The organism is Chitinimonas violaceus, assembly GCF_052601015.1.
Map to the genome: position 1 here is coordinate 86,653 of NZ_JBQXDJ010000002.1, position 20,846 is coordinate 107,498.

Annotated in this window: 20 protein-coding genes; 9 read left to right on the forward strand and 11 right to left on the reverse strand. The window is 55.1% G+C overall.

Annotated elements, in window-relative coordinates:
- Positions 1 to 80: 80 nt before the first annotated feature.
- Complete coding sequence (locus ACUHMQ_RS01450) at positions 81 to 1,034, forward strand: SPOR domain-containing protein (protein WP_445293659.1); 954 nt, start codon at positions 81 to 83, stop codon at positions 1,032 to 1,034.
- Between the two features lie 118 nt (positions 1,035 to 1,152).
- On the opposite strand, the gene tilS is transcribed toward ACUHMQ_RS01450, so the two are convergent.
- The 3 genes from tilS to fliW all read right to left on the reverse strand — a co-directional run bounded on the left by tilS (position 1,153) and on the right by fliW (position 3,974).
- Positions 1,153 to 2,445, reverse strand: a complete 1,293-nt coding sequence (tilS, locus tag ACUHMQ_RS01455; RefSeq protein ID WP_445293660.1) for a tRNA lysidine(34) synthetase TilS — start codon at positions 2,443 to 2,445, stop codon at positions 1,153 to 1,155.
- Between the two features lie 10 nt (positions 2,446 to 2,455).
- Positions 2,456 to 3,424: an acetyl-CoA carboxylase carboxyltransferase subunit alpha gene (locus tag ACUHMQ_RS01460; protein WP_445293661.1), complete on the reverse strand. Its 969-nt coding sequence runs from the start codon at positions 3,422 to 3,424 to the stop codon at positions 2,456 to 2,458.
- A gap of 133 nt (positions 3,425 to 3,557) precedes the next feature.
- Positions 3,558 to 3,974 (reverse strand): flagellar assembly protein FliW, encoded by a 417-nt coding sequence (gene fliW, locus ACUHMQ_RS01465; RefSeq protein ID WP_445293662.1) that lies wholly within the window; start codon positions 3,972 to 3,974, stop codon positions 3,558 to 3,560.
- A gap of 198 nt (positions 3,975 to 4,172) precedes the next feature.
- Here fliW and flgM point away from each other — a divergent pair, with 198 nt between their 5' ends.
- Positions 4,173 to 4,478 (forward strand): flagellar biosynthesis anti-sigma factor FlgM, encoded by a 306-nt coding sequence (gene flgM, locus ACUHMQ_RS01470; protein WP_445293663.1) that lies wholly within the window; start codon positions 4,173 to 4,175, stop codon positions 4,476 to 4,478.
- Between the two features lie 123 nt (positions 4,479 to 4,601).
- Positions 4,602 to 5,084, forward strand: coding sequence for a flagellar protein FlgN (locus ACUHMQ_RS01475; protein WP_445293664.1), 483 nt, complete (start codon positions 4,602 to 4,604; stop codon positions 5,082 to 5,084).
- A 43-nt stretch (positions 5,085 to 5,127) separates the two neighbouring features.
- Here ACUHMQ_RS01475 and motD read toward each other — a convergent pair whose 3' ends face one another.
- The 5 genes from motD to ACUHMQ_RS01500 all read right to left on the reverse strand — a co-directional run bounded on the left by motD (position 5,128) and on the right by ACUHMQ_RS01500 (position 8,965).
- Positions 5,128 to 5,946 (reverse strand): flagellar motor protein MotD, encoded by an 819-nt coding sequence (gene motD, locus ACUHMQ_RS01480; RefSeq protein ID WP_445293665.1) that lies wholly within the window; start codon positions 5,944 to 5,946, stop codon positions 5,128 to 5,130.
- A 55-nt stretch (positions 5,947 to 6,001) separates the two neighbouring features.
- Positions 6,002 to 6,949, reverse strand: a complete 948-nt coding sequence (locus ACUHMQ_RS01485; RefSeq protein ID WP_445293666.1) for a S49 family peptidase — start codon at positions 6,947 to 6,949, stop codon at positions 6,002 to 6,004.
- A gap of 64 nt (positions 6,950 to 7,013) precedes the next feature.
- A complete protein-coding gene (locus ACUHMQ_RS01490) occupies positions 7,014 to 7,373 on the reverse strand; it encodes a Rieske (2Fe-2S) protein (RefSeq protein ID WP_445293667.1) in 360 nt (119 codons plus the stop codon).
- Complete coding sequence (locus tag ACUHMQ_RS01495; RefSeq protein ID WP_445293668.1) at positions 7,366 to 8,022, reverse strand: HAD-IA family hydrolase; 657 nt, start codon at positions 8,020 to 8,022, stop codon at positions 7,366 to 7,368. Before ACUHMQ_RS01495 ends, ACUHMQ_RS01490 begins: the two co-directional genes overlap by 8 nt.
- The gene (locus ACUHMQ_RS01500) at positions 8,015 to 8,965 is read right to left on the reverse strand and encodes an RluA family pseudouridine synthase (RefSeq protein ID WP_445293669.1); all 951 of its coding nucleotides are present in this window, start codon (positions 8,963 to 8,965) and stop codon (positions 8,015 to 8,017) included. The genes ACUHMQ_RS01495 and ACUHMQ_RS01500 overlap by 8 nt, the downstream gene beginning before the upstream one ends.
- A 578-nt stretch (positions 8,966 to 9,543) precedes the next feature.
- Between ACUHMQ_RS01500 and ACUHMQ_RS01505 the strand changes: the two genes are divergently transcribed.
- Entirely contained in the window at positions 9,544 to 12,525 is a 2,982-nt protein-coding gene (locus ACUHMQ_RS01505; protein WP_445293670.1) for an Rne/Rng family ribonuclease, read from the forward strand.
- Positions 12,526 to 12,697: 172 nt separating this feature from the next.
- Here ACUHMQ_RS01505 and ACUHMQ_RS01510 read toward each other — a convergent pair whose 3' ends face one another.
- The gene (locus tag ACUHMQ_RS01510; RefSeq protein ID WP_445293671.1) at positions 12,698 to 13,303 is read right to left on the reverse strand and encodes a C40 family peptidase; all 606 of its coding nucleotides are present in this window, start codon (positions 13,301 to 13,303) and stop codon (positions 12,698 to 12,700) included.
- Positions 13,300 to 14,151, reverse strand: coding sequence for an alpha/beta hydrolase (locus tag ACUHMQ_RS01515; RefSeq protein WP_445293672.1), 852 nt, complete (start codon positions 14,149 to 14,151; stop codon positions 13,300 to 13,302). Before ACUHMQ_RS01515 ends, ACUHMQ_RS01510 begins: the two co-directional genes overlap by 4 nt.
- A 375-nt stretch (positions 14,152 to 14,526) precedes the next feature.
- Between ACUHMQ_RS01515 and ACUHMQ_RS01520 the strand changes: the two genes are divergently transcribed.
- The 5 genes from ACUHMQ_RS01520 (at position 14,527) to ACUHMQ_RS01540 (ending at position 19,726) form a co-directional block, all read left to right on the forward strand.
- Positions 14,527 to 15,153, forward strand: a complete 627-nt coding sequence (locus tag ACUHMQ_RS01520; RefSeq protein ID WP_445293673.1) for a TetR/AcrR family transcriptional regulator — start codon at positions 14,527 to 14,529, stop codon at positions 15,151 to 15,153.
- A 48-nt stretch (positions 15,154 to 15,201) separates the two neighbouring features.
- Positions 15,202 to 16,260 (forward strand): HlyD family secretion protein, encoded by a 1,059-nt coding sequence (locus ACUHMQ_RS01525; RefSeq protein ID WP_445293674.1) that lies wholly within the window; start codon positions 15,202 to 15,204, stop codon positions 16,258 to 16,260.
- 264 nt (positions 16,261 to 16,524) lie between these two features.
- Positions 16,525 to 16,785 carry a DUF2164 domain-containing protein gene (locus ACUHMQ_RS01530; RefSeq protein WP_445293675.1) on the forward strand — a complete coding sequence of 87 codons (261 nt, stop codon included), beginning with the start codon at positions 16,525 to 16,527 and terminating at the stop codon, positions 16,783 to 16,785.
- 186 nt (positions 16,786 to 16,971) lie between these two features.
- Positions 16,972 to 18,561 carry a DHA2 family efflux MFS transporter permease subunit gene (locus ACUHMQ_RS01535; RefSeq protein WP_445293676.1) on the forward strand — a complete coding sequence of 530 codons (1,590 nt, stop codon included), beginning with the start codon at positions 16,972 to 16,974 and terminating at the stop codon, positions 18,559 to 18,561.
- Positions 18,562 to 18,745: 184 nt separating this feature from the next.
- Positions 18,746 to 19,726, forward strand: coding sequence for an L-threonylcarbamoyladenylate synthase (locus tag ACUHMQ_RS01540; RefSeq protein WP_445293677.1), 981 nt, complete (start codon positions 18,746 to 18,748; stop codon positions 19,724 to 19,726).
- 143 nt (positions 19,727 to 19,869) lie between these two features.
- Here ACUHMQ_RS01540 and ACUHMQ_RS01545 read toward each other — a convergent pair whose 3' ends face one another.
- The gene (locus ACUHMQ_RS01545; protein ID WP_445293678.1) at positions 19,870 to 20,769 is read right to left on the reverse strand and encodes a LysR substrate-binding domain-containing protein; all 900 of its coding nucleotides are present in this window, start codon (positions 20,767 to 20,769) and stop codon (positions 19,870 to 19,872) included.
- Between the last annotated feature and the right edge of the window lie 77 nt (positions 20,770 to 20,846).

Here is a 20,846-nt window from a genome sequence, read left to right on the forward strand (position 1 = left end):
GCTGTTACGGCGCGCAAAGCCCAAGCAACTGGTCTACGCAAATTCTCAGGGAGGGCGCCTCAACCGGCGCAACAAGAACGATGAGTGCGATTCGCCCCAGTCCCAACAGAGCCTATCCTCCCCCCACTCGGGAAGACGACGAAGAACAACGCGAGATCCGACAGCGCCTGATGCAACGGCTAGCGATCGCTGTCTGCCTGATCCTTGCGGTAGGCATCGCCATCACACTGCTGAACCAGCTGGAAAGCCCTTCCGTAATGGATGAAAGTGGCCCTGCGATCAATCCGCTTCAAGCTGACCAGCCCACTCATCACGCCGCAGCAAGTACGCCAGAAACACCCTCACAAAAGGTGGAGACCGTCGAGCCTCCGCCAATAGCAGAACCCGCAGCACCCGCAGCACCCGCAGCACCCGCAGCACCCGCAACAGATACAGCCACCAGCCCACCGACTCAAACCGATGCACCCCTCAATGCGACCGTGCCTACCGAACCTATCGCCAACAATCCGCATATCGAGGAAAAGAAGCTAAAAGCCGTCGAAAACATCGGCAAGGTCGCAGCCCGCCCACATACCAAGCCTGAGTTGGCGCCCTACGATCCCGATGGCGCTTCAGCAGTTCCACCACCATCACCGCCACCCACTTTGGCACAGCCAAGCCCGACGCCCACCCCACAAGCCGTAGTCAGCACGCCTGCTCCCTCGCAATCCGTCAAAACTCCAGCACCACCCCTTGTGCTGCCGCCGCAGCGTGCCGCGCAAGCGCCAAAACCTACGCCTGAACATACCTTCACTGCGCTGGCGGCCGGCGTGCTGCCTGCCGGCAGCAAAGGGTACACGGTGCAGGCTGGGGTATTTCAAAGCGGAGCCAATGCGGAGAAGTTGATCGAGAAACTAAACGGTGCAGGCATACCTGCCCGGCTTGAAACACGCGTTCAGGTTGGCCCATTCAAAAATCGCGATGAAGCCGCACTAATCATGCGCCGTCTGCGTGAACTTGGTGTGACGCCTATCTTACAAACCCCATCGTCATAGAGTCTGCTCAGCGTGCGGGGCATTTATTGGTAAAAACGTTTTATTGAGCGGGTTAACACGGCACTATCAACCATCAGCGGAATTTAAGCAGGCCTCACAGCTCCCCCGCCCGCCATTATCAAGGCGCATCCGGCCATCCATCCGGCTGCCAGCGGGGCCACCGCCCATCGGTATCCTGGCACTTGGCAGCCACTGCGATCCCGGCAACTGCCACCAGCGTATCGTTCTGCCAAAGTAAGGGCCAATAGCTGCGTAGCCAGGGCGGAATCCCTGCTTCCTGCAGCAAATCCTTCACCGGTCGGTTTGGGCCACCCACTCGCGGCTGAATCCGCTCGCCCCCTGCACGAGGCCGTGCAACCAAGCCTTCACGCCACACATCAGCCACCCCACCCTGTCGCTGCAACCAGCTTAATCGTCCACACCAAGATGCTGGCAGCCGCTCCTCGTCATCTAACGAGGTAGGTTGCACTTCAGGCGGCAATGGCACCACCCACAGGTGCTCCCTGTATCGACGTACCGACATACCGCCTAACCTCAAGAATGGGGTCGCATCCTCCCTAGCTTGCAGAAGCTGGCTAAGCAACACCACCAACTGGCGCTCTTCCAACCACAAAGCATGCTTGGCAAGAAACCATCGCAGCAAATTACGCTGCCTTGCGCCATCCAAGCAACGTAACTTGGCCATATCGAGGCTAGGTGAGACATCACCAGCATCCATCTCAGCCAAGCTGTCCAGCAATCCTGCCGCTTCGGAGAAATGCCGCGCCGCACGGGCAAGCGCAGCCGGGGCCAACGGGAAGCGGCTTATCAGCGGAGGGATGACCTCATGGCGCAGAAAGTTACGGTCGTACTCGATCAGGGCATTACTTTCATCTTCCACCCAACTCAATCCATACTGTTGTGCATAGGCCAACAAAGCAGCACGCGGTTCGGCCAATAGTGGCCGCCAGATCTGCTTACCCAACCCAAGCTTACGACTAGCCGGCATGCCTGCAGCACCCTGCACGCCCGCCCCTCTCGCCAAGCGATACAACACCGTCTCAGCCTGATCATCCTGATGGTGCGCAAGCACTATCAATTCTGCATCCAGCATCTCATAGGCTTGATAACGCGCTGTACGTGCCCGTGCCTCCAGGCTGGGACCGGCAATACGATCCAGATCAGCACGAGAGGAAGAAAAAGGCACATTCAATTGAGCGCAAACGCCGGCACAATGAGTCAGCCAACTATCCGCATTTGGACTTATGCCATGGTGAAGATGAAATGCCTGCAGCTCAAACGCCTGATCACGGCGCAAACGATATAGCAAGTGGAGAAGGACCGAGGAATCGAGGCCTCCCGAGTAAGCAACCGCAACCCGCGAAGCCGGCTGAAGCCGACCAGCGGTGACACGCGCAAAGCGCTGAAACAATACGTCAGGATCAGACAGTGGGAACTTCCTTGAACTTTCCGAAACTCATCAAGCGCTCGAACCGGGTGCTCAGTAACGCATCAATCGGCTTATCCTGCAAATTCTTTAAACCATCTTGCAAGGCCTTGCGCAACGTCAACATCATCGCTTGAGGGTCGCGATGAGCCCCACCAATCGGCTCGGTCACAACCTTATCAATCAAACCCAAAGTTTTTAATCGCGCTGCCGTAATACCCAATGTTTCTGCAGCCTCTGGGGCTTTATCTGCGCTCTTCCACAGAATGGATGCACACCCCTCCGGCGAAATCACCGAATACGTCGAGTACTGCAACATCTGAACCTGATCACCCACCGCAATCGCCAGCGCGCCACCGGAACCACCTTCACCGATGATCGTGACCACGACAGGCACACGCAAGCAGGTCATTTCATAAAGATTACGACCGATTGCCTCCGACTGGCCGCGCTCTTCCGCCCCCACTCCGGGATACGCACCGGGTGTATCCACAAATGTAAAGATAGGCAGACCAAACTTTTCCGCCAGGCGCATCAGGCGCAGCGCCTTTCTGTACCCTTCAGGGCGGGGCATACCGAAATTGCGAAGTATCTTCTCCTTCGTATCACGTCCCTTCTGGTGGCCTATCACCATGCAAGCCTGACCATTCAACCGGGCCAAGCCACCAACGATGGCATGATCATCAGCAAAGCTGCGATCACCATGCAGCTCTTCGAAATCGGTGAAGATTTCCCGCACATAGTCGAGCGTATAGGGGCGCTGCGGGTGACGCGAAACCTGGGATATCTGCCAAGGTGTAAGCTTGGCGTAAATACCCCGCGTCAGCTCCTGACTCTTTTTCTGCAGATGGTCGATCTCGACTGATATATCTACCGCCGAATCGTCTTGCACATAACGGAGTTCTTCAATCTTGCCTTCTAGCTCGGCAATCGGTTGTTCAAAGTCAAGGAAAGTGGTTTTCATGCTCGGGTGCCGCACGTGTAGTGCGAACGATCTCCGGTAATGCCGGACGTAACGGCGAAAAGTGCGCCATTATGGCGATTTGCCGCCACCTCGCAAGATTGACAAGCAAGGCTTTCGAGCAGCCGTCCGGGACTTATTCGTTGGTAAACACGATCTCGGCACGCACTCCACCTTTCTGGAGCGCCAGTCTGCTCGCCAGATTCAACACAATTGGCGACTGAGTATTCGCTTGAATCTTATCGCTGCTTTCCACCCGGGTTAAGGTCAGCAACAACACAAGATCCTGCTCTCCCGTGTACGCAATCTGCGCACATTCTTCATCACTTAGCGTCAGTTGGTAATGCAAACCCAACAGTTTGGCGTCGATTACACTTATCACCAAGTCCGCCTCATCAAGCGATTGCATCCATAAAACCTTGGGCTCTGCCACTTCCTCATGAAGCAGTTTGAAACGCTTGCAGTTATCGAAACCCGGCAAAGCCGCCGGAAATGTGATCAGCGAGCTTTCGTCGATATCAATGGCACCAAAACGGGGCGTAACAACTAGCATCTAAGTGATCTCCAAAAATCTTTGGGCTGCCATGGAATCTAGCCGATTTGCCTCGCCGACGCCAAGACAGTCAACGCTTTGATCCGGCAATCACGCAGATTTTGCATAATTTGCTTAAAGTTCTACACAATTGTGCCGATAAGGCAGGTAAGCTCCAGTGACAGGACCTGGCCCAAGTAGCCAGCGAAAGGATTTACCATGAAAGTCGACAACTCCGGCAAGCCCCTGAGCGCCGCGTTGACGCGTGCTGAGGCCCGGGCTGCCAGCAAGCAAGCTGCTCAGGAAACTGGCGGCAACGATACCCGCAGCGACAATGTTGACATCACCGCCTTCAGTGCCCGTTTGGCTTCGCTGGAAGCAAGCCTTGGTAACCAACCTGTCATTGATGAAGCCAAAGTGAAGGAAATCCGCAAGGCCATCGCTGAAGGCCGCTTCACTATCAACCCCGATGCTATTGCCGACAAATTGATGGATAGCATCAAGGAATTGCTAGGCAAGTCCTAACGCCTCAAGCTTAACACCGCATATACTGCATAATGCCGGCCACCAGGCCATCTGGTGCGCCGGCGTTGCATTTACTATTCCTGCATTCGCCACTCACCCGCTCAACGAGATAGGCCACATCGCATGCTACCTTTGCCATTGCTGTCACTATTACAGAATGAACACGCCGAGCTGCTGGGATTTATTGAACTGCTTGAGCAGGAACAGAAAGCCCTGATCGACAATGCGTTATCGGACTTGGTCGAGTTCGCCAAACAGAAAACTGCTCGGGCACAGTCCCTGGAAAGCTTGGCCCGTGAACGTAAGCGCTTGTTTGACATCAATGGCGTCGAGCTCTCGCCTGACCCACCCCACCTGCTTGAACGGGTACGCAATCTACCGGAAGAGGCATGGCCATCGCTGGCAAGCATCTGGAGCGAGTTGATTCAAGCCGCTCGGCATGCCAATGCGCTTAATCAGACCAACGGCAAACTCATTGAAACACGCCACCAGCAAAATCAGCAGCTGATGACCTTGTTGCAGAATAGCCAGAGCTCCACCCTGTCTTACGACGCCTATGGCCAGGCGAAGCTATCACGGCCAGGCGGCTCATTAGGCAAGGCTTGAACCCACCTTCCTTATCCTAGCTCGCGAGACTTTAAACAGGCTCTTAGGGTGCAGGGCTGGCTCGAGCAGCTTCTTCTGGCAGCGGTAAAGTCGCTACCTCGTCCTTGCTGTCGGCCAAAATTTGGATGGTGACACGACGGTTACGCGCCCGCCCCTCTGCCGTGTCATTGGGCTCAACCGAGCGATTCTCTCCATAACCCAACGCCACCAGCCTACGCGCAGCGACGCCATTGGACTCGAATACCCGGACAACCGTACCGGCACGCGCAGCCGACAATTCCCAGTTGGACGGGAACTGTGGGGAGCTGATGGGAACGTTGTCTGTATAGCCTTCAATCTGAATCAGGTTCTCCGCGCCAGCCAGTTTGCGCGCAATACCTGCCAACGATTCGGCAGAGCGGGTATCGAGCGTCGCCGAACCTACTGGGAACAACAGGCTGGCATTTACTTCAATCGCAATGCCGCGTTTACTTTCCGTCACGCGGACCTGCCCATTATCGATCAAATCCGCGAGTCCCTTTTTTAGATCCACCGCCATGTCCTTCATGGCTTCAGTCTGCTTGGCACGCTCCTGTACCATCTGCTGGACCTGCTGGGACTCCCTTCGCTGGCGATAAGGCAATTCAATCACCGACTGGTTATTGCCATTCGGCTCGGATTTGATTACCGACGGGGAGGTTGAATCGGGCTTGCTGAAAGCCACGGTAAGCGAACTGGAAAGTACCCGATACTTGCCTTCATTGATCTGGGATATGGCATACATCACCACGAAGAATGCAAATAGCAAGGTAATGAAGTCGGCGTAAGAGACCAACCATCGTTCATGGTTTTCGTGCTCTTCATGCACACGCCTGCGCGCCATACAGCCTCCAGAAAGAAGTAGGCCAGCCTGCTAAGCTGCAGACTAGCCCTCTTGCTTACTTTAGACTCATATTGAAGCTGCTGCTGAGCTTGGCACCGGCTGCTGCACCCAGGGTACGCGCGAATCGTTGGGTCCAGTCATCACGTGGTGTGAAGTCGACGATGTCTTCCGCCTTCACCACCTCACGCGCCACCTTATCGGCACTGCCATATCCGTCGGCAAGGCCAAGCTCAATACTCTTCTCGCCACTCCAGACCAGGCCAGAAAACATTTCCGGCGTTTCCTTCAGGCGTTTGCCACGGCCATCACGCACCACCTTGATGAACTGCTGATGCACTTCATCAAGCATCTTGTGCGCATATTCAATCTGCGTGGTGCTTTGTGGTGAAAATGGATCCAGGAACCCTTTGTTTTCGCCCGCCGTAATCAAACGGCGCTCCACTCCCAGTTTTTCCATGGTGCCGGTAAAGCCGAAGCCATCCATCAATACACCAATCGACCCCACGAGACTGGCTTTATCAACGAAGATTTTGTCTGCGGCTGCTGCAACGTAGTAGCCGCCAGAAGCACAGATATCGTCAACAACCACATACAAAGGCGTTGTTGGATTCAACTTACGCAGGCGGCGTATCTCATCGGCGATTTGGCCCGCCTGTACCGGGCTGCCACCCGGGCTATTGATACGAAGGACAACACCCTTGGTATTCCGATCTTTGAAGGCATTACGTAATCCCTCAATCACCGAATCCGCCTCGACATCGCCACCAGCCGCAATTACCCCGCGCATATCGACCAATGCGGTATGAGGCCCGGAGCTCTTGGCTTCAATCGTGCTGGCGTTACGCCAAGTCACCACAGCCGCCAATAACAGAAAAAGCCAAGCGAAACCAATAAACCGGAAGAATATCCGCCAGTTCCTGCTTTTTCTTTGCTCCTTAAGGGTAGCCAGCACCAGGTTTTCCAACACCTGACGCTCCCAATTCGAATTTTGCTGCTCGCTCATAAATCACACTTCCATAAAAAATAAAATCTCATCAAAGAACCTGTTCGCAATCGCAATTGAAGAATCATCGTGGTTGGGCATCAGGCAGAAAGAACACTTCTCCGCCATCCTCCACCACCAGCACCTTAATTAACCGCCTTCCCTTGCATGGACCACCAAGGCATAGCCCAGTATCGGGCTTATAGTAAGCGCCGTGTGTTGAACAGATCAAATAGCTACGGGTAAGATCGAAAAAATCACCCTCATTGAAATCAAGTTCAATAGGTATATGGGCGCATTCGTTCAAATAACCATGGACCACACCACCCCAACGCACAACGAAGGCAGGTGCAGGCACGCCATGCCATTCAGCCTGAAACCGCTTTCCTAAACCAGCCTCAGGCAAATCCTCGCTTGCACAAATACGCCAACGCCGCTCAGGCATGTTGGTGCAACCACGCATCCAGCTCAAGAAAGCTGTCGAACAAACCAAGTGGCGTCAATCCAGCCAGGCTTTCCTTTGGATGTGCGCCATAACTGACGCCCAAGCCTGCCACACCCGCATTAATCGCCATCTGCAGATCATGCGTGGTGTCACCGATCATTACCGTCCTCTCTGCCGGTACCATGAGCGACGTACCGATTTCCTCCAGCATTTGTGGATGCGGTTTGGAATGGCACTCGTCTGCACAACGAGTTATGTCGAAATAAACACCCAACCCCGTCTGCTCAAGCACCCTGTCCAAGCCGCGGCGGGATTTGCCAGTGGCAACCGCCAATGCATGGCCCGCAGCCTTGTAGCGTGCCAGCGCATCCGCCACACCATCGAACAACAGAATCTCCCCATCGCGTGACAGATAGTGGGTTTTGTATGCCTCCACCACATCAGCCACTTCGGCAGTCGTTGCCTGTGGCGCCAGATACTGCATGGCTTCATTCAAGCCATAGCCGATCACGTAACTGGCCGCCGCCCTGTCCGGCACTGGTAAACCGGCCTCGGCAAACGCCACTTGAATCGACTGGGCGATCAAACCCGTCGAATCCGCCAAGGTACCATCCCAATCAAACACCAATAGATCAAAACGTTCAGCCATTTAATGCATCCAAACTATCCAGGTAGTTTTGTAATTCAACAGGCAGGGGCGCTTCCAGCTTCAGTGGCATCCCCGTTAACGGGTGATTCAAACTAAGGCGCCATGCATGCAAAAACATACGCTTGAGCCCTTCCTTTGGCAGGCGCTTGTTCAGAGCGAAATCACCATACTTGTCATCTCCAAGAATCGGGAAGCCCGATTGTGCGCAATGCACCCTTATCTGATGGGTACGCCCGGTCTTCAGTTCACACTCCAGGAGCGTTGCCAAAGCATATTGCGCCTTTCGGTTGAATACTGTGTGCGACTCCTGACCGTCGGGCGTCACCGCAACCCGGCGCTCACCATCCGCTGTCACATATTTCTGCAATTTGAATCGTACATGCCGCCGTGCGTCGGGAAATTGTCCCTGTACTAATGCCAGATACCGTTTATCCATTCCTCGGTCGGTGCGCAGCATTTCATGCAACGCCACCAAGGCGCTACGCTTCTTGGCGATCAGCAACACACCAGATGTCTCACGATCAAGCCGATGGACCAATTCCAGAAACTTGGCTTGGGGACGCAGGGCTCGCAACTGCTCGATGACCCCGAAGCTGACACCACTCCCCCCATGCACAGCCACGCCTGCCGGTTTATCAACGACCAACAGGGCATCGTCCTCAAACAAAACTGGTAATGCCGGCCCCCGTACCATACTTGCCTGGCTGGGTTTAGCACCGGGTTCCGGCAGCCTTAACGGCGGAATCCGGATCTGATCGCCAGCCAATACGCGATAGGTAACATCGGCCCTTCCTTTGTTCACTCGCACTTCTCCTGACCTTACGATCCGATAGACCAGCGACTTCGGCACACCCTTCAGATGCTTCAACAGGAAATTATCCAGGCGCTGGCCTGCTTCTTCGTCGCCAACAGTGAGGTAGGAAACTTTGCTCGTATTATCCATCTTGTCATATACTCTGTCGGTCTTGCGCAATGCATGCGGTAACGTCCGAGGGCGCTGCCGAAATGAGAAAACAAGACCAGCCGCCGCCCTGTTTTCTGGCCGATTGCCAACCCTGGCAAAGGCCTCAAAAAAGCGGATTATCTCACGCGCGACCGGCTCGCGCGGTCTTTCCCGCTCTTTTCCCCGCGTCTCATCCTTCTTGCCGTGCTAGCCGCATTTCCGGCCGCACCTGGTGCGCAAGACGGACGCCAGTGCCTTTACTAGCACGGGAAAAGCACAGGAAAGCCCATCAAGCCGGTGCGGTTAACGTCGTTCACCGCTAAGCAACGACGACACAAAGTGACAATACGCTCGACCGGACATCCGCTGGCAGGCCCTGAGAATCAAGATGCCTGTCCGCAAATTTTTTAAGAACACACCCGTGCGTGGCAACGACATTTCGGCCACGACGAAAGTACGGAACCACAGGACTTTTGCCTTGCACAACAATACGCAACGCCCCAACGTCTGACTTGTTCCTCGACGGTTACACCGTCGGTGTGTTCGCCTGCGCCTGTCCGGCGGCGGGAGAACAAAACATGAAACGCATGCTGTTCAATGCGACACAAGCTGAAGAGCTACGTGTTGCCATCGTCGATGGCCAAAAGCTCATCGATCTCGACATCGAGACTGTTGGCAAGGAACAACGCAAGAGTAACATTTACAAAGCTGTCATCACCCGCATCGAGCCCTCGCTCGAAGCCTGCTTTGTCGACTACGGTACCGACCGTCACGGTTTCCTCCCCTTCAAAGAAGTTGCCCGCGCCTATTTCAAGGAAGGTGCCGATAGCCGCTCACGCATCCAGGATGCGCTCAAAGAGGGCATGGAGCTGATCGTCCAGGTTGAAAAGGACGAACGTGGTAACAAGGGTGCAGCGCTTACCACCTTTATCTCGCTGGCTGGCCGCTATTTGGTACTGATGCCGAACAATCCCCGTGGTGGTGGTGTTTCGCGCCGCATTGAGGGTGAAGAGCGTCAGGAGCTACGCGCTACCATGGACCAACTTGATGTGCCGAATGGCATGTCCATCATTGCCCGTACTGCAGGCATCGGCCGCAGTGCCGAGGAATTGCAGTGGGACTTAAACTACCTGCTTCAACTGTGGCGCGCTATTGAAAATGCCGGCAGCGCCCAAAAGGGCCCTTTCCTGATCTACCAGGAAGGCAGCCTCGTCATCCGTGCTATTCGCGACTACTACCAGCCCGATATCGGTGAAATTCTCATCGACACCGAATTCGTCTATGAGCAAGCCCAGCAGTTCATGAGCCATGTAATGCCTGGCTTCGTAAACCGGGTGAAGCTTTACAAGGACGATGTTCCCCTCTTCTCGCGCTTTCAGATCGAACATCAGATCGAAACTGCTTTTTCGCGCGAAGTCGGTCTCCCATCGGGTGGTGCAATTGTTATTGACCATACCGAAGCCCTGGTTTCTGTGGACGTCAACTCCGCCCGCGCTACCAAAGGCGGCGACATTGAAGAGACCGCAACCCGCACCAACCTGGAAGCTGCCGATGAAATCGCCCGCCAGCTGCGTCTACGCGACCTCGGCGGGCTGATCGTCGTCGACTTCATCGATATGGAAAAAGCCGGCAACCAACGTGAGGTGGAAAACCGCCTACGCGATGCGTTGCGCCATGACCGCGCCCGGGTTCAAACCGGCAAGATTTCACGCTTCGGCCTGATGGAACTCTCACGTCAGCGCCTGCAACCCTCCCTTGGTGAAACCGCTCACCAGCCTTGCCCGCGCTGCCACGGCACTGGCTTTATCCGCGGTACCGAATCATCCGCGCTTCATATCCTGCGTATCATCCAGGAAGAAGCCATGAAGGAAAATACGGGTGCAATCCATGTCCAGGTACCCGTCGATGTTGCCACCTTCCTGCTCAATGAGAAGCGTGCTGAGATTTTCTCGGTAGAGTCGCGCCTCAAAGTCAGCGTGGTGTTGATTCCCAACATCCATCTCGAAACACCAAATTACCAGCTGGCTCGCCTGCGTCACGATGACCTGAACCATATCGAGGAAGTCCTGCCTTCCTACAAGATGATGGAAGCGCCGGTGGAAGAAACGCACAACCATGGCAAGGAGGTGGAGCCGACCAAGCCTCGTCAGGAAGCTGCCGTCAAGGGCATCACCCCTACCCAGCCAGCCCCGGTTACTGCCGAAAAGTCGGCAGTCAATGTCGACAGGCCATCGCTGTTCGACCGTATTGTGCGTTTCTTCACGGGCGACAAGATCGTAGAGGTTAAGCAACCCACCCCCGCCAACAAAACCGGTGGCCGTGAACGTAACAACAGTCGCCGCAATGAGCGCAACGATAGCCGCCGCGAACGCAACAACGAGCGGAATGCCGAATCGCGCAACGAACCACGTCGTAATGAGGAACGTCGTCCAGGTGGCAAGCCACGCATTGAGGAAGACGAACAGCCACGGCAGTCGCGCGAAGGACGTCAACGCGGCGAAGCCCGAGCTGAGCGCCAGGACAACCGTAACGAACGCCAGCAAAATGAAGCGCGTGAACAACGCGAGCCACGCAGCCCACGCGAGAACCAGGAGGCAAAGGCAGAACGTGAGCCACGCCAAGCTCGCGAACAGCGCGAGCCACGTAATGAACGTGAACCTCGTCCAGAGCGTGAGCCTCGTGAACCACGGGCCGAGCGCGAGCCACGCCCAGAGCGTGAACCGCGGGCGGAACGTGAGCCACGCGCCGAGCGCGAACCACGTCAAGAACGTCAACCACGCCCCGTGGTGGAGGCCAAGGCAGAAGCCAATCTCGCCAATGCTGCAGAACCCAGTCAGCAGGAACTGCTGCCTGTCGATGCCAGCAACGCCGAGACCATGGAAGGCAACGAGGGCCGAGGCCGCCGTCGGCGCGGTCGGCGTGGTGGTCGAGGCGATCGTAACGAGAGCCAACAGCCATTCAACGAAGGTATGGAAGCCGGAGAGGAGTCCCCCGTAGAAGAATCAACCATGACGATGGTTGAGGCGCCAGCCGCCAAGCTGCCGATTGCCGTACCCAGCCCGGAAGTCGTCGTTGCTGAAAGCAGACCCTCGCCAGTGGAACCCGTAGCACGCCCCGTAGAAACGGAAGCCAAACCGGTTGTGGCAAGCGTTGTCGAAGTAATGTCACCAGCATCGGTAGCTGAAACCGTTACTGTGGCTGCTATTGCCATGGCTCAAGCGGAAACCAAAGTACAAGCCGCGGTAGCCTCCGCGATGCCTGTGCAGGAAGCTGTCGTACCAACAGCAGTACCTGTACCTTCAGTATCAACGGTGGAAACGCCGGTGATGGAAGCCCGTCCAATGCCCGTTCCTCGTCCAAAGCAGGCTGAGCTGGAAATCGGGCGACCAGAGGACGTGGGTATGGTGCAGATCAACACACAGCTGAAGTCCTTCGAGCCGGTGGAAATCAAGGTGGAGTCTGCGCCACGACGCCGGCGTAGTGATGTGAAGCCAGTCGACGCTTCTGCATCGGCTCAGGTTGAATTGGTCATGGTGGAAACCAGCCACGACAAAGCCTGACTCAGGCCAGGTAAGACGTAGTAAGCAACAGGGAGCCTAGCTCCCTGTTTTGCTTAGCACCCTTCAAAGTCTGCTGCACATCAACGATGCAGCTTCGGAAGTCCCACTCTTATGTAAGCGTGTCTTGTCTTGTCGGCCTTATATAGATATCTAAGAACCTGTTCTAAAAGCCTCAACCCGAGAAGTAGCTCCTCGCCGCCTCATAACGCTTGGCGAAGTATTTGTTCTTGATGCTTTCGATACGTATACGGCCTTTACTGGTCGGGGCATGGACAAATTTATCATCGCCAATATAGATACCCACATGCGAAAAGGGTCTATTCAGGGTGTTAAAGAACACCAAGTCTCCAGCTTGTAGCGCATCCCTCTCCACGGGTTTACCCTTGCGCGCCATATCTGCCGCGCTGCCTACCAACTTCACGCCAAGTGCATTCTGGTAGATAAAACTCACCATACCGCTGCAATCGAGTCCAGCTTCAGGGTTTTTGCCGCCAAACACATATCCCACATCAAGCAGCCCCAACGCATACATCACAATCTCCCTACCCGCCTCGCCTACTTCAATGCGGGCTAAAGATGTATCGGGCCGTGAAGATGCTGAAGGCCGTATAGGTTTGCTGCCGCATGCAGATAGCAGCAAAGCAATCAAAGCACATATCAAAGGGGTGCGTAGCCGCTTAAACAGGGACTTATGCGATTGAGGCGGGTGTGATGGGCTGGTAGGCAGATTGGGGTCAAACAACGCTGAAGGAATGCTTTCGAGATTTAGCGGATTCAAAGCAGGCTCTCCAGCCATAGTGCCAATGCTTCGGCCACTTTACGCCACGCGGCATCGAGCATCATGACGTGGCCTACCCCTGTGAACATTTGTGCATGCACACCCAACGCTTTGGCCGCACTGTGCACCAAGTGAGGAGGCATCAAAAGATCCTGCTTACTGCCCAGCACCAACACAGCCGGGGAGCCACAAGGTGGTCGTTGATCAAATTGCGGCATATTCATGTCGATCAGGGCGCGGTCAGACTCACGCTGAAATTGAAAGACATACCGCCGCAGCGCATCGTCAGACAGTTCAGCTGAAAACAATAACTCCCGCAACTTATCCAAACGCGGTGGTAAACCAAGATTTTGTAGGGCATTTAATTCCCACAATAGTTGCGGATGCCGCCAAAACAAATGAATGACCGAACCCAGCAGCCCTTCCGGGGGTACCGGAGCCAATAGCGCCAACCCTGGTAAAGCCTGCTTGCGGGAATAGGCCATGGCCAGATATCCCCCCATTGAATGCCCAATCAGCACCGGGGTACGACCTGTTTCCACTTCGATATACCGTACAACGCGTTCCACATCATTGGAATATTCGTCGATGCGGTAATTGGCCAAACCCGAGCGCCCTTCGCTATCGCCATGCCCACGCAAACTCAGCGCAAAACAGGGGTAACCCAGATCGGAAAAGTAGGGCAGGAAATGCGGTTGCCAGCACCATGCCCCCGCGTATGCCCCATGAATAAACAAAATGGGCGGGCAATCACGTGCTTGTAATGGCTTAACCGACAGGATTTCCAGATTGAGTTCAGAGGCCAACTTATAAACACCAGAGGGGATACGTAGTTTGAATTTACCCAACTGAGACTCTGGCGCAAGGCCTACTTACACCAACAGTTAAAATAGCGTCCTTAACCTATTGAAATCAAACAATCCAAAAAAACTTCGAGCACGCCTATCTGCTTGACCCGCCTCAACTGCAGATTTTTTGCGAACCCTATCGCCCCCCTCCCTTACGCCTACTTAATGTTCGCAATGCTGTCATAGTCAAATCTTTAGCATCTGATAAAGCAGCAAGCGTCATAAAAAGATACGGGTTGGTGACGCATAATTAGTTAATTATAATATTTTCTAAGTTGTAGGTCAGATGAAAACAGCGCAACAGTCAGCTGCATTTTGTTGACCTATCGTTCATTAAGCAATAAATTACCGGAAAGTTATTAGCAGGGAACCCTCATGGATACTAACCAACCACGCTGGCAACGCCGTAAGGACGCCCGTCCCGCCGAAATTATCCAAGCCGCCCTCGCACTGTTTGTCGACAAGGGATTTGCCGCCACACGGCTCGATGATGTGGCCACCCAAGCCGGCGTCACAAAGGGTACGGTCTACCTGTACTTCGCCAATAAAGAGGACCTCTTCAAAGCAGTCGTACGCGAAACCATATTGCCCAACATCGAGTCTGGCGAACACCTGTTGGCCGACCATCAGGGTACATGGGCTGAACTACTGTGGACACTGTTGGAGCGTTGGGCAGACCGTATGGAGTATTCCGCCTCCACGGGCATTTCCAAGCTAATGATTGCAGAAGCCAATAACTTCCCCGACCTGGCCCGGTTTTATGTTGAGGAAGTGGTCATGCGCAGCCGTAAATTATTCGCCACCGTTATCGAACGCGGTATCGAAGCGGGTGAATTCCGCCCGGTCGACCCCGTTCTGGCAACACGCGCAGTCATTTCACCCTTGATGATGGTCAAGGTATGGAAGCAAAGCTTTTCGCTTTGCGATACCGAACCCGTCGACCTGAAGGCTTTTGCACGCTTTCACTACGACTTGATGATGCAGGGCCTACAACGACCCTGATCTGTTCCTTCCCTCGTGCAGCCAGTTTGTCCATAGAAAGAACGCTTTATGAGTGATACCGCCCCAGCCCAAAAACAAAACAAAGCACGCCTAGTCTTCGCCCTCGCACTGCTGGGTGTTACGGGTTGGGTTGGCTACCACTGGTGGCATGGCCGCACCTTTGTCGAAACCGACAATGCTCAGGTGGAAGGCCATATCGTACCGATAGCTGCCAAAGTCACCGGGTATGTAAAAAGCGTCAGCGTCACCGACAACCAGGAAGTTGCTGCCGGGGGGGAGCTCATCAAGATCGATGATCGTGACTACGCTGCCCGGCTAAGCCAGGCCGAAGCTGATCTGCAAATCGCCTTCTCCAACGCAGGCAATCGTGATGGTGGTGGGCAAGCTGGCGCTCAGCTCAGCTACAGCCAAGCCAATGCAGCCGCCGCACAAGCTGCCATTTCGCTCGCAGAAGCCAATGCCGAGCGTGCCCGTAACGACTTGATGCGTGCTAAATCGTTGGCTGCAAAAGGCATGGCCAGTGCAGCTGCCCTTGATGCTGCCGAAGCCGCGTCCCGCGCAGCCGAGTCGCAGCTGCGAACTGCCAGAGACACTGCAACCGCCGCAGGTAAACAGATAGGTGTAGCAGGTGCGAGTCTGAAATCCGCACAAGCCAAGGTCGAATCGGTTCGCGCCCAGCGTGATCTGGCGGCTATCCAATTTGCTGATACCAAAGTGGTCGCACCTATCACCGGTATGACCAGCAAAAAATCTGTGGAGGCCGGCCAGTTGGTGCAGGCAGGACAGACGTTGATGTACCTGGTCCCACTAAATGATGTGTGGGTGACCGCCAATCTGAAGGAAACCGAAGTTGGACGAGTGCAAACCGGCCAACCGGTAAACATCGAAGTCGATGCCTATCCAGGCCAGACCTTCACGGGCAAGGTCGACTCCTTCAGCCCAGCCACAGGCGCCAAGTTTGCGCTGTTGCCACCGGACAATGCCAGCGGCAACTTCACAAAGGTTGTGCAACGGGTACCTGTCAAAGTAAAACTCGATGCCTTTGACAGCAAGTCAACCCCATTGCGCCCAGGGATGAGTGTCATGGCCAGTATCCGCCTGCATTAAGGAGCTGTTTACGCGCTTACTGTGCAGCTGTGATCAGGGTTCATGTGCTGTTCTGCATCCTGTTGACAGCTGCTCGCGACATCTTACTGCGCAGTAAGAGCCCAGCCAGAACCGTTTTACAGAGTAAAGCCTGTCAAACCCAGTAATGGTGCAACAACGCAAATAAGCTGCTTGGGAAAGCTGATTACGCCAACTCAAGCAAGCCCTAGATTGAATATACATACATAAAACCTAATCACCTGTCATTCCGGGAGACAACACACCATGAGCATCAAACTGGAAAAACGCGTCGAAGAAGCGCTGACGTCCTCATTGCAACGCTATTTTCAGACCGAACTGGAACAACCGCTCGGTACATTGCCCGCCCAGCACCTATTGCAGTTCATCGTTGAAGAGATCGGCCCCAACATCTACAACCAGGCCGTGCTGGATGCGCAGAACCACATGCAAGCCAGGGTCAGTGACTTGAATATTGATTGCTATATCGAAGAACAGCCTTACTGGAATAAGAAGAAAAAACGCTAGGACCCTGTTCAAAGTCTGCTGCTGAACATCACACCAGGTCCGGATTCGTTCTGTATCGCTAACCGACCTGCTATCCAAGGTAATCGGGCAAGGTCGGCCGCTGTACTCGGCATCGGAGCCGGCACGTTCGTACCTATTTTTTCCTTGGCGTAAAGCTGGCCTTCACAAAACAAGCCTGATACCCCTATGAAGCCCATACTCCCCAGCCTGCTACGCAGCAATACCCCCGACGCGATCTACCAGAACCGCGCCATCATCGCCATGACGGTGACGTTGGCCTGTGTGCTGGAATTGCTCGACACCAGCATTGTCAACGTCGCTGTACCTCACATGATGGGCAGTCTGGGCGCCACACTCGACGAGATCACCTGGGTATCGATCGCATATGTGGTCGCCAATGTCATCGTGCTGCCTATCTCCGGCTTTTTGGCCAACCAGTTTGGCCGACGCAACTATTTGGCACTGTCGATCCTGGTGTTCACTATTGCCTCCTGGGCATGCGGCAATGCCTCGTCGCTGGGCGAGCTCGTGTTCTGGCGTATCGTCCAGGGACTGGGCGGCGGTGGCTTGATCGCCACAGCACAGGCCACGTTGTACGAAGTCTATCCCGTCAAAGAAATGGCCTCTGCGATGGCGATCTTCGGTATGGGCATCATGTTCGGCCCCTCGTTGGGCCCAACCGTGGGTGGCTGGATTACCGACACCTGGTCCTGGCCCTGGATTTTCTACATCAACCTGCCATTGGGGGCGATAGCGCTGCTGCTGGTACTGGTCTATGTGCCCGATTCCGCACACCGAAAAGACATCGTTACTGTGGACTACATCGGTCTCATCCTGCTTGCCGTCGGTATCGGGGCGCTTCAATTGATGCTGGAGCGTGGCGAAAGACTTGAATGGTTTGAGTCAGCGGAAATCATCGCCTACACGGTTACCAGCGTACTGGCACTGATTGGCTTTGTGATTCGCGAGTTGGAGTTCGCTCACCCTATCGTCAACCTGCGCATCATGAAAGACCTGCAGTTCTCAGCCGGGTTGACCTTCACTTTCTTTCTTGGCGCAGCGCTGTTTTCAACCATCTTCCTGTTTCCGGTCTATGCCCAGTCCCTGATCGGCTTTGATGCGTTCCAGACAGGCATGATCATCCTACCTTCCGCCATGGCCGCTGCTTTCGCCATGCCTATCGCCGCTCAGCTTATGGCACGAGGCGTACCCGCCTATATGCTTATCACCATCGGTGCATGCCTTTTCCTGTATGCCATGTGGGGCCACCATCTGTTCACGACCGAATCCGGCATGATGGATTTCTTCATGCCCTTACTATTACGTGGGCTCGGGCTGGGGCTGATCTTCATGCCATTAAACAACCTCACCCTGGCGCGCATCAAACCTCATGAGATTCCCAACGCCACAGGGCTTTACAACCTGGTACGACAGTTGGGCGGTAGCGTTGGCATTGCCCTGTCTGCGACGCTGCTATCGAAGTTCGAAGACATCAAACGCTCGGGGCTCGTGGAGCACCTCGCTAATGACAATGCCGCCATGGCGCAGCGCCTCGATCTATTCCTGCATATGTTCATACAAAAGGGTGAAGCCGCGACAATGGCTACCCAGAAGGCTTATGCCGTCATCAACCTGCAGGTGAACAAACAAGCCATGATGCTGGCCTTCAGCGACCTGTACCTGCTGTTCGGCATCGCCATTATCTTTATGCTGCCGCTGTTGTTCTGGATGCGTACACCACCAAGAATGGCCCAGCCAGGGGAGGTGGCGCATTAATAAACGATCTATCCAAAGTCTCACGATCTGTCGCGAGCGGCTGTCAGCAGAGTGAAGCGCATAAACCGGAATGTACTTAGATACATGAGGACTTCGAGCAGCACATGAGCCCTGATCATAGCTGCGCAGTAAGATCGTGTACGGGTTCTTCGGTAGGAGTGTATCCACAGGTTAAAATACGCCCATGCACACTCCCTCTTCTCAAATCGACCAGGCGCTCGCGCTGTTGAAAGCCGGTGAACTGGTCGGTATTCCCACTGAAACCGTCTATGGCCTCGCGGCGGATGCCAGCCGGCCCGACGCTGTGGCCAAGATTTTCGCCATGAAAGGCCGACCGGCCAATCATCCTGTCATCGTCCATATTGCAGGGCGCCACCAGCTCGCAGACTGGGCTCAGAATATTCCCGATGCCGCCTGGAAACTGGCGGATGCCTTCTGGCCCGGTTCGCTGACCTTGATCCTGCAACGTAAACCACATGTACCCGATGCCGTCACCGGCGGCCAGGATACTGTCGGCCTGCGTGCGCCAGCCCATCCACTCACCCATGAATTGCTGCAGCGTTTTGGTGGCGGTCTTGCTGCGCCATCAGCCAACCAGTTTGGCCATGTCAGTCCTACTACCGCGCAGCATGTATTCAATGAGTTTGGCGAAAAGCTGGGGCTGATTCTCGATGGCGGGCCTTGCCATGTTGGCGTTGAATCGACCATCGTCGGGCTGACGGGCGAGCACCCTACCCTGCTGCGCCCAGGTGGCGTCTCTGCAGAAGCGATTGAAGCCGTACTGGGCGTGAAACTGATTCACCACGAAAAAACGAGTACCGCAAAATTGCGTGTCTCCGGCCTGCTCGACTCACACTACGCACCGCGTACCCCTTTGCTGGTAGGCCCGCTCGCTGCTCTGGAAAACGAAGCCCATCGCCGCATCGCAGCTGGCGAGCGGGTGGCGTTGTTACATCGCTCGCATATGTTGATCGCTGTAGCTGGCGTGAAATCGCATGCCATGCCGATGGATACGGAAGCCTATGCCCGCGATTTGTACGCCACGCTGCGCGAATTCGACGGTGACCAGTTCGATGTGCTGCTGTTGGAAACGCCGCCCCAGGACGCCAGCTGGTTGGCGGTGAATGATCGGGTTAAGCGGGCTGCCAGTGGTTGGCTTACTTAGAACCAGTTCAAAGTCTGCTGCGCGTCGACGATACGGCGTTGAAAGCAACCTCGGAATGCTCATTTACCACTTGTAAACTCCGCTTCCTCGGCTGTTTTCGCCTTGTCTCGCCCTAGCTCGCAAGATTTGAACAAACTCTTAACTCAGTGAAGGCCAGTCAGAAAACCTGCCAATGTCCTCACTGTGCTTGGCAGGTCTTCCCATTGGCGCAGGCATAGCTTCAATTCCCGCGCTGCCCATTCATCGCTGAGGGGCACAAGCGCCAAACCCATCGCATCGCAATAGTCACGTCCGGTGCTTTCAGGCACCACCGCAGCCCCTGCCCCAGCCGCCACCAGCCGGACAATTGCGGCAAAGCTCGGGGCTCGGGCGCGAATACGCAGATCAAGGCCTGCAAGGTCCGCCATCTTTTTCAGGAAGCTTTGCATCGCACTTGCTTCCGGTAACCCGACCAAGTCATATCGGGCCAGCTCACGAAAGCTGGTTGCGCCCTGCTGCGCTAAAGGGTGTTGCGGCGCAGTCAATACTGCCAAGCGGTAACGGCCCATGGGCAGCGTCAACAGGCCAGGTGGTTCATAACCACCATCGATCACGCCCAGGTCTGCCTCACCGCGTTCCACAGCCAGCACCACATCACGACTTGGGCATTCTGTCAGCACCACATTCACAAAAGGACGATCCGCCAGAAACCGCCCCAATGCACTGGGTAGCACAGTACTGTTTGCCGTGGTATTGGCATACAGGCGCAATACTTCCTGTACCTCACCGTTCAGATTGTTCATCGCCTGCTGGGCATCGTGCGCAGCACGCAGAATCCGCTGCGCATGTTCCAGCAAAGTCTCGCCTGCCGAGGTAAGGCGTACGCCACCGGCATGGCGGGTAAACAAAGATAAGCCCAGTCGGTGTTCCAGCTGACGCAGGCGGCTACTGGCGGCAGACAACGCAACCGGCAATGCCGCAGCGCCTTTCGACAGCGACCCGGCTGCTGCAACAGCCACAAAAAGCTTCAAATCGGGCAGATCAAAGCGAAGGGGGTTCGTCATCCGCGAAGGCCTATCAAGGAATAAAGCATTCTCATGTCGTACATGAATCACGACAATAGTGGCATAAACCAAGGCAT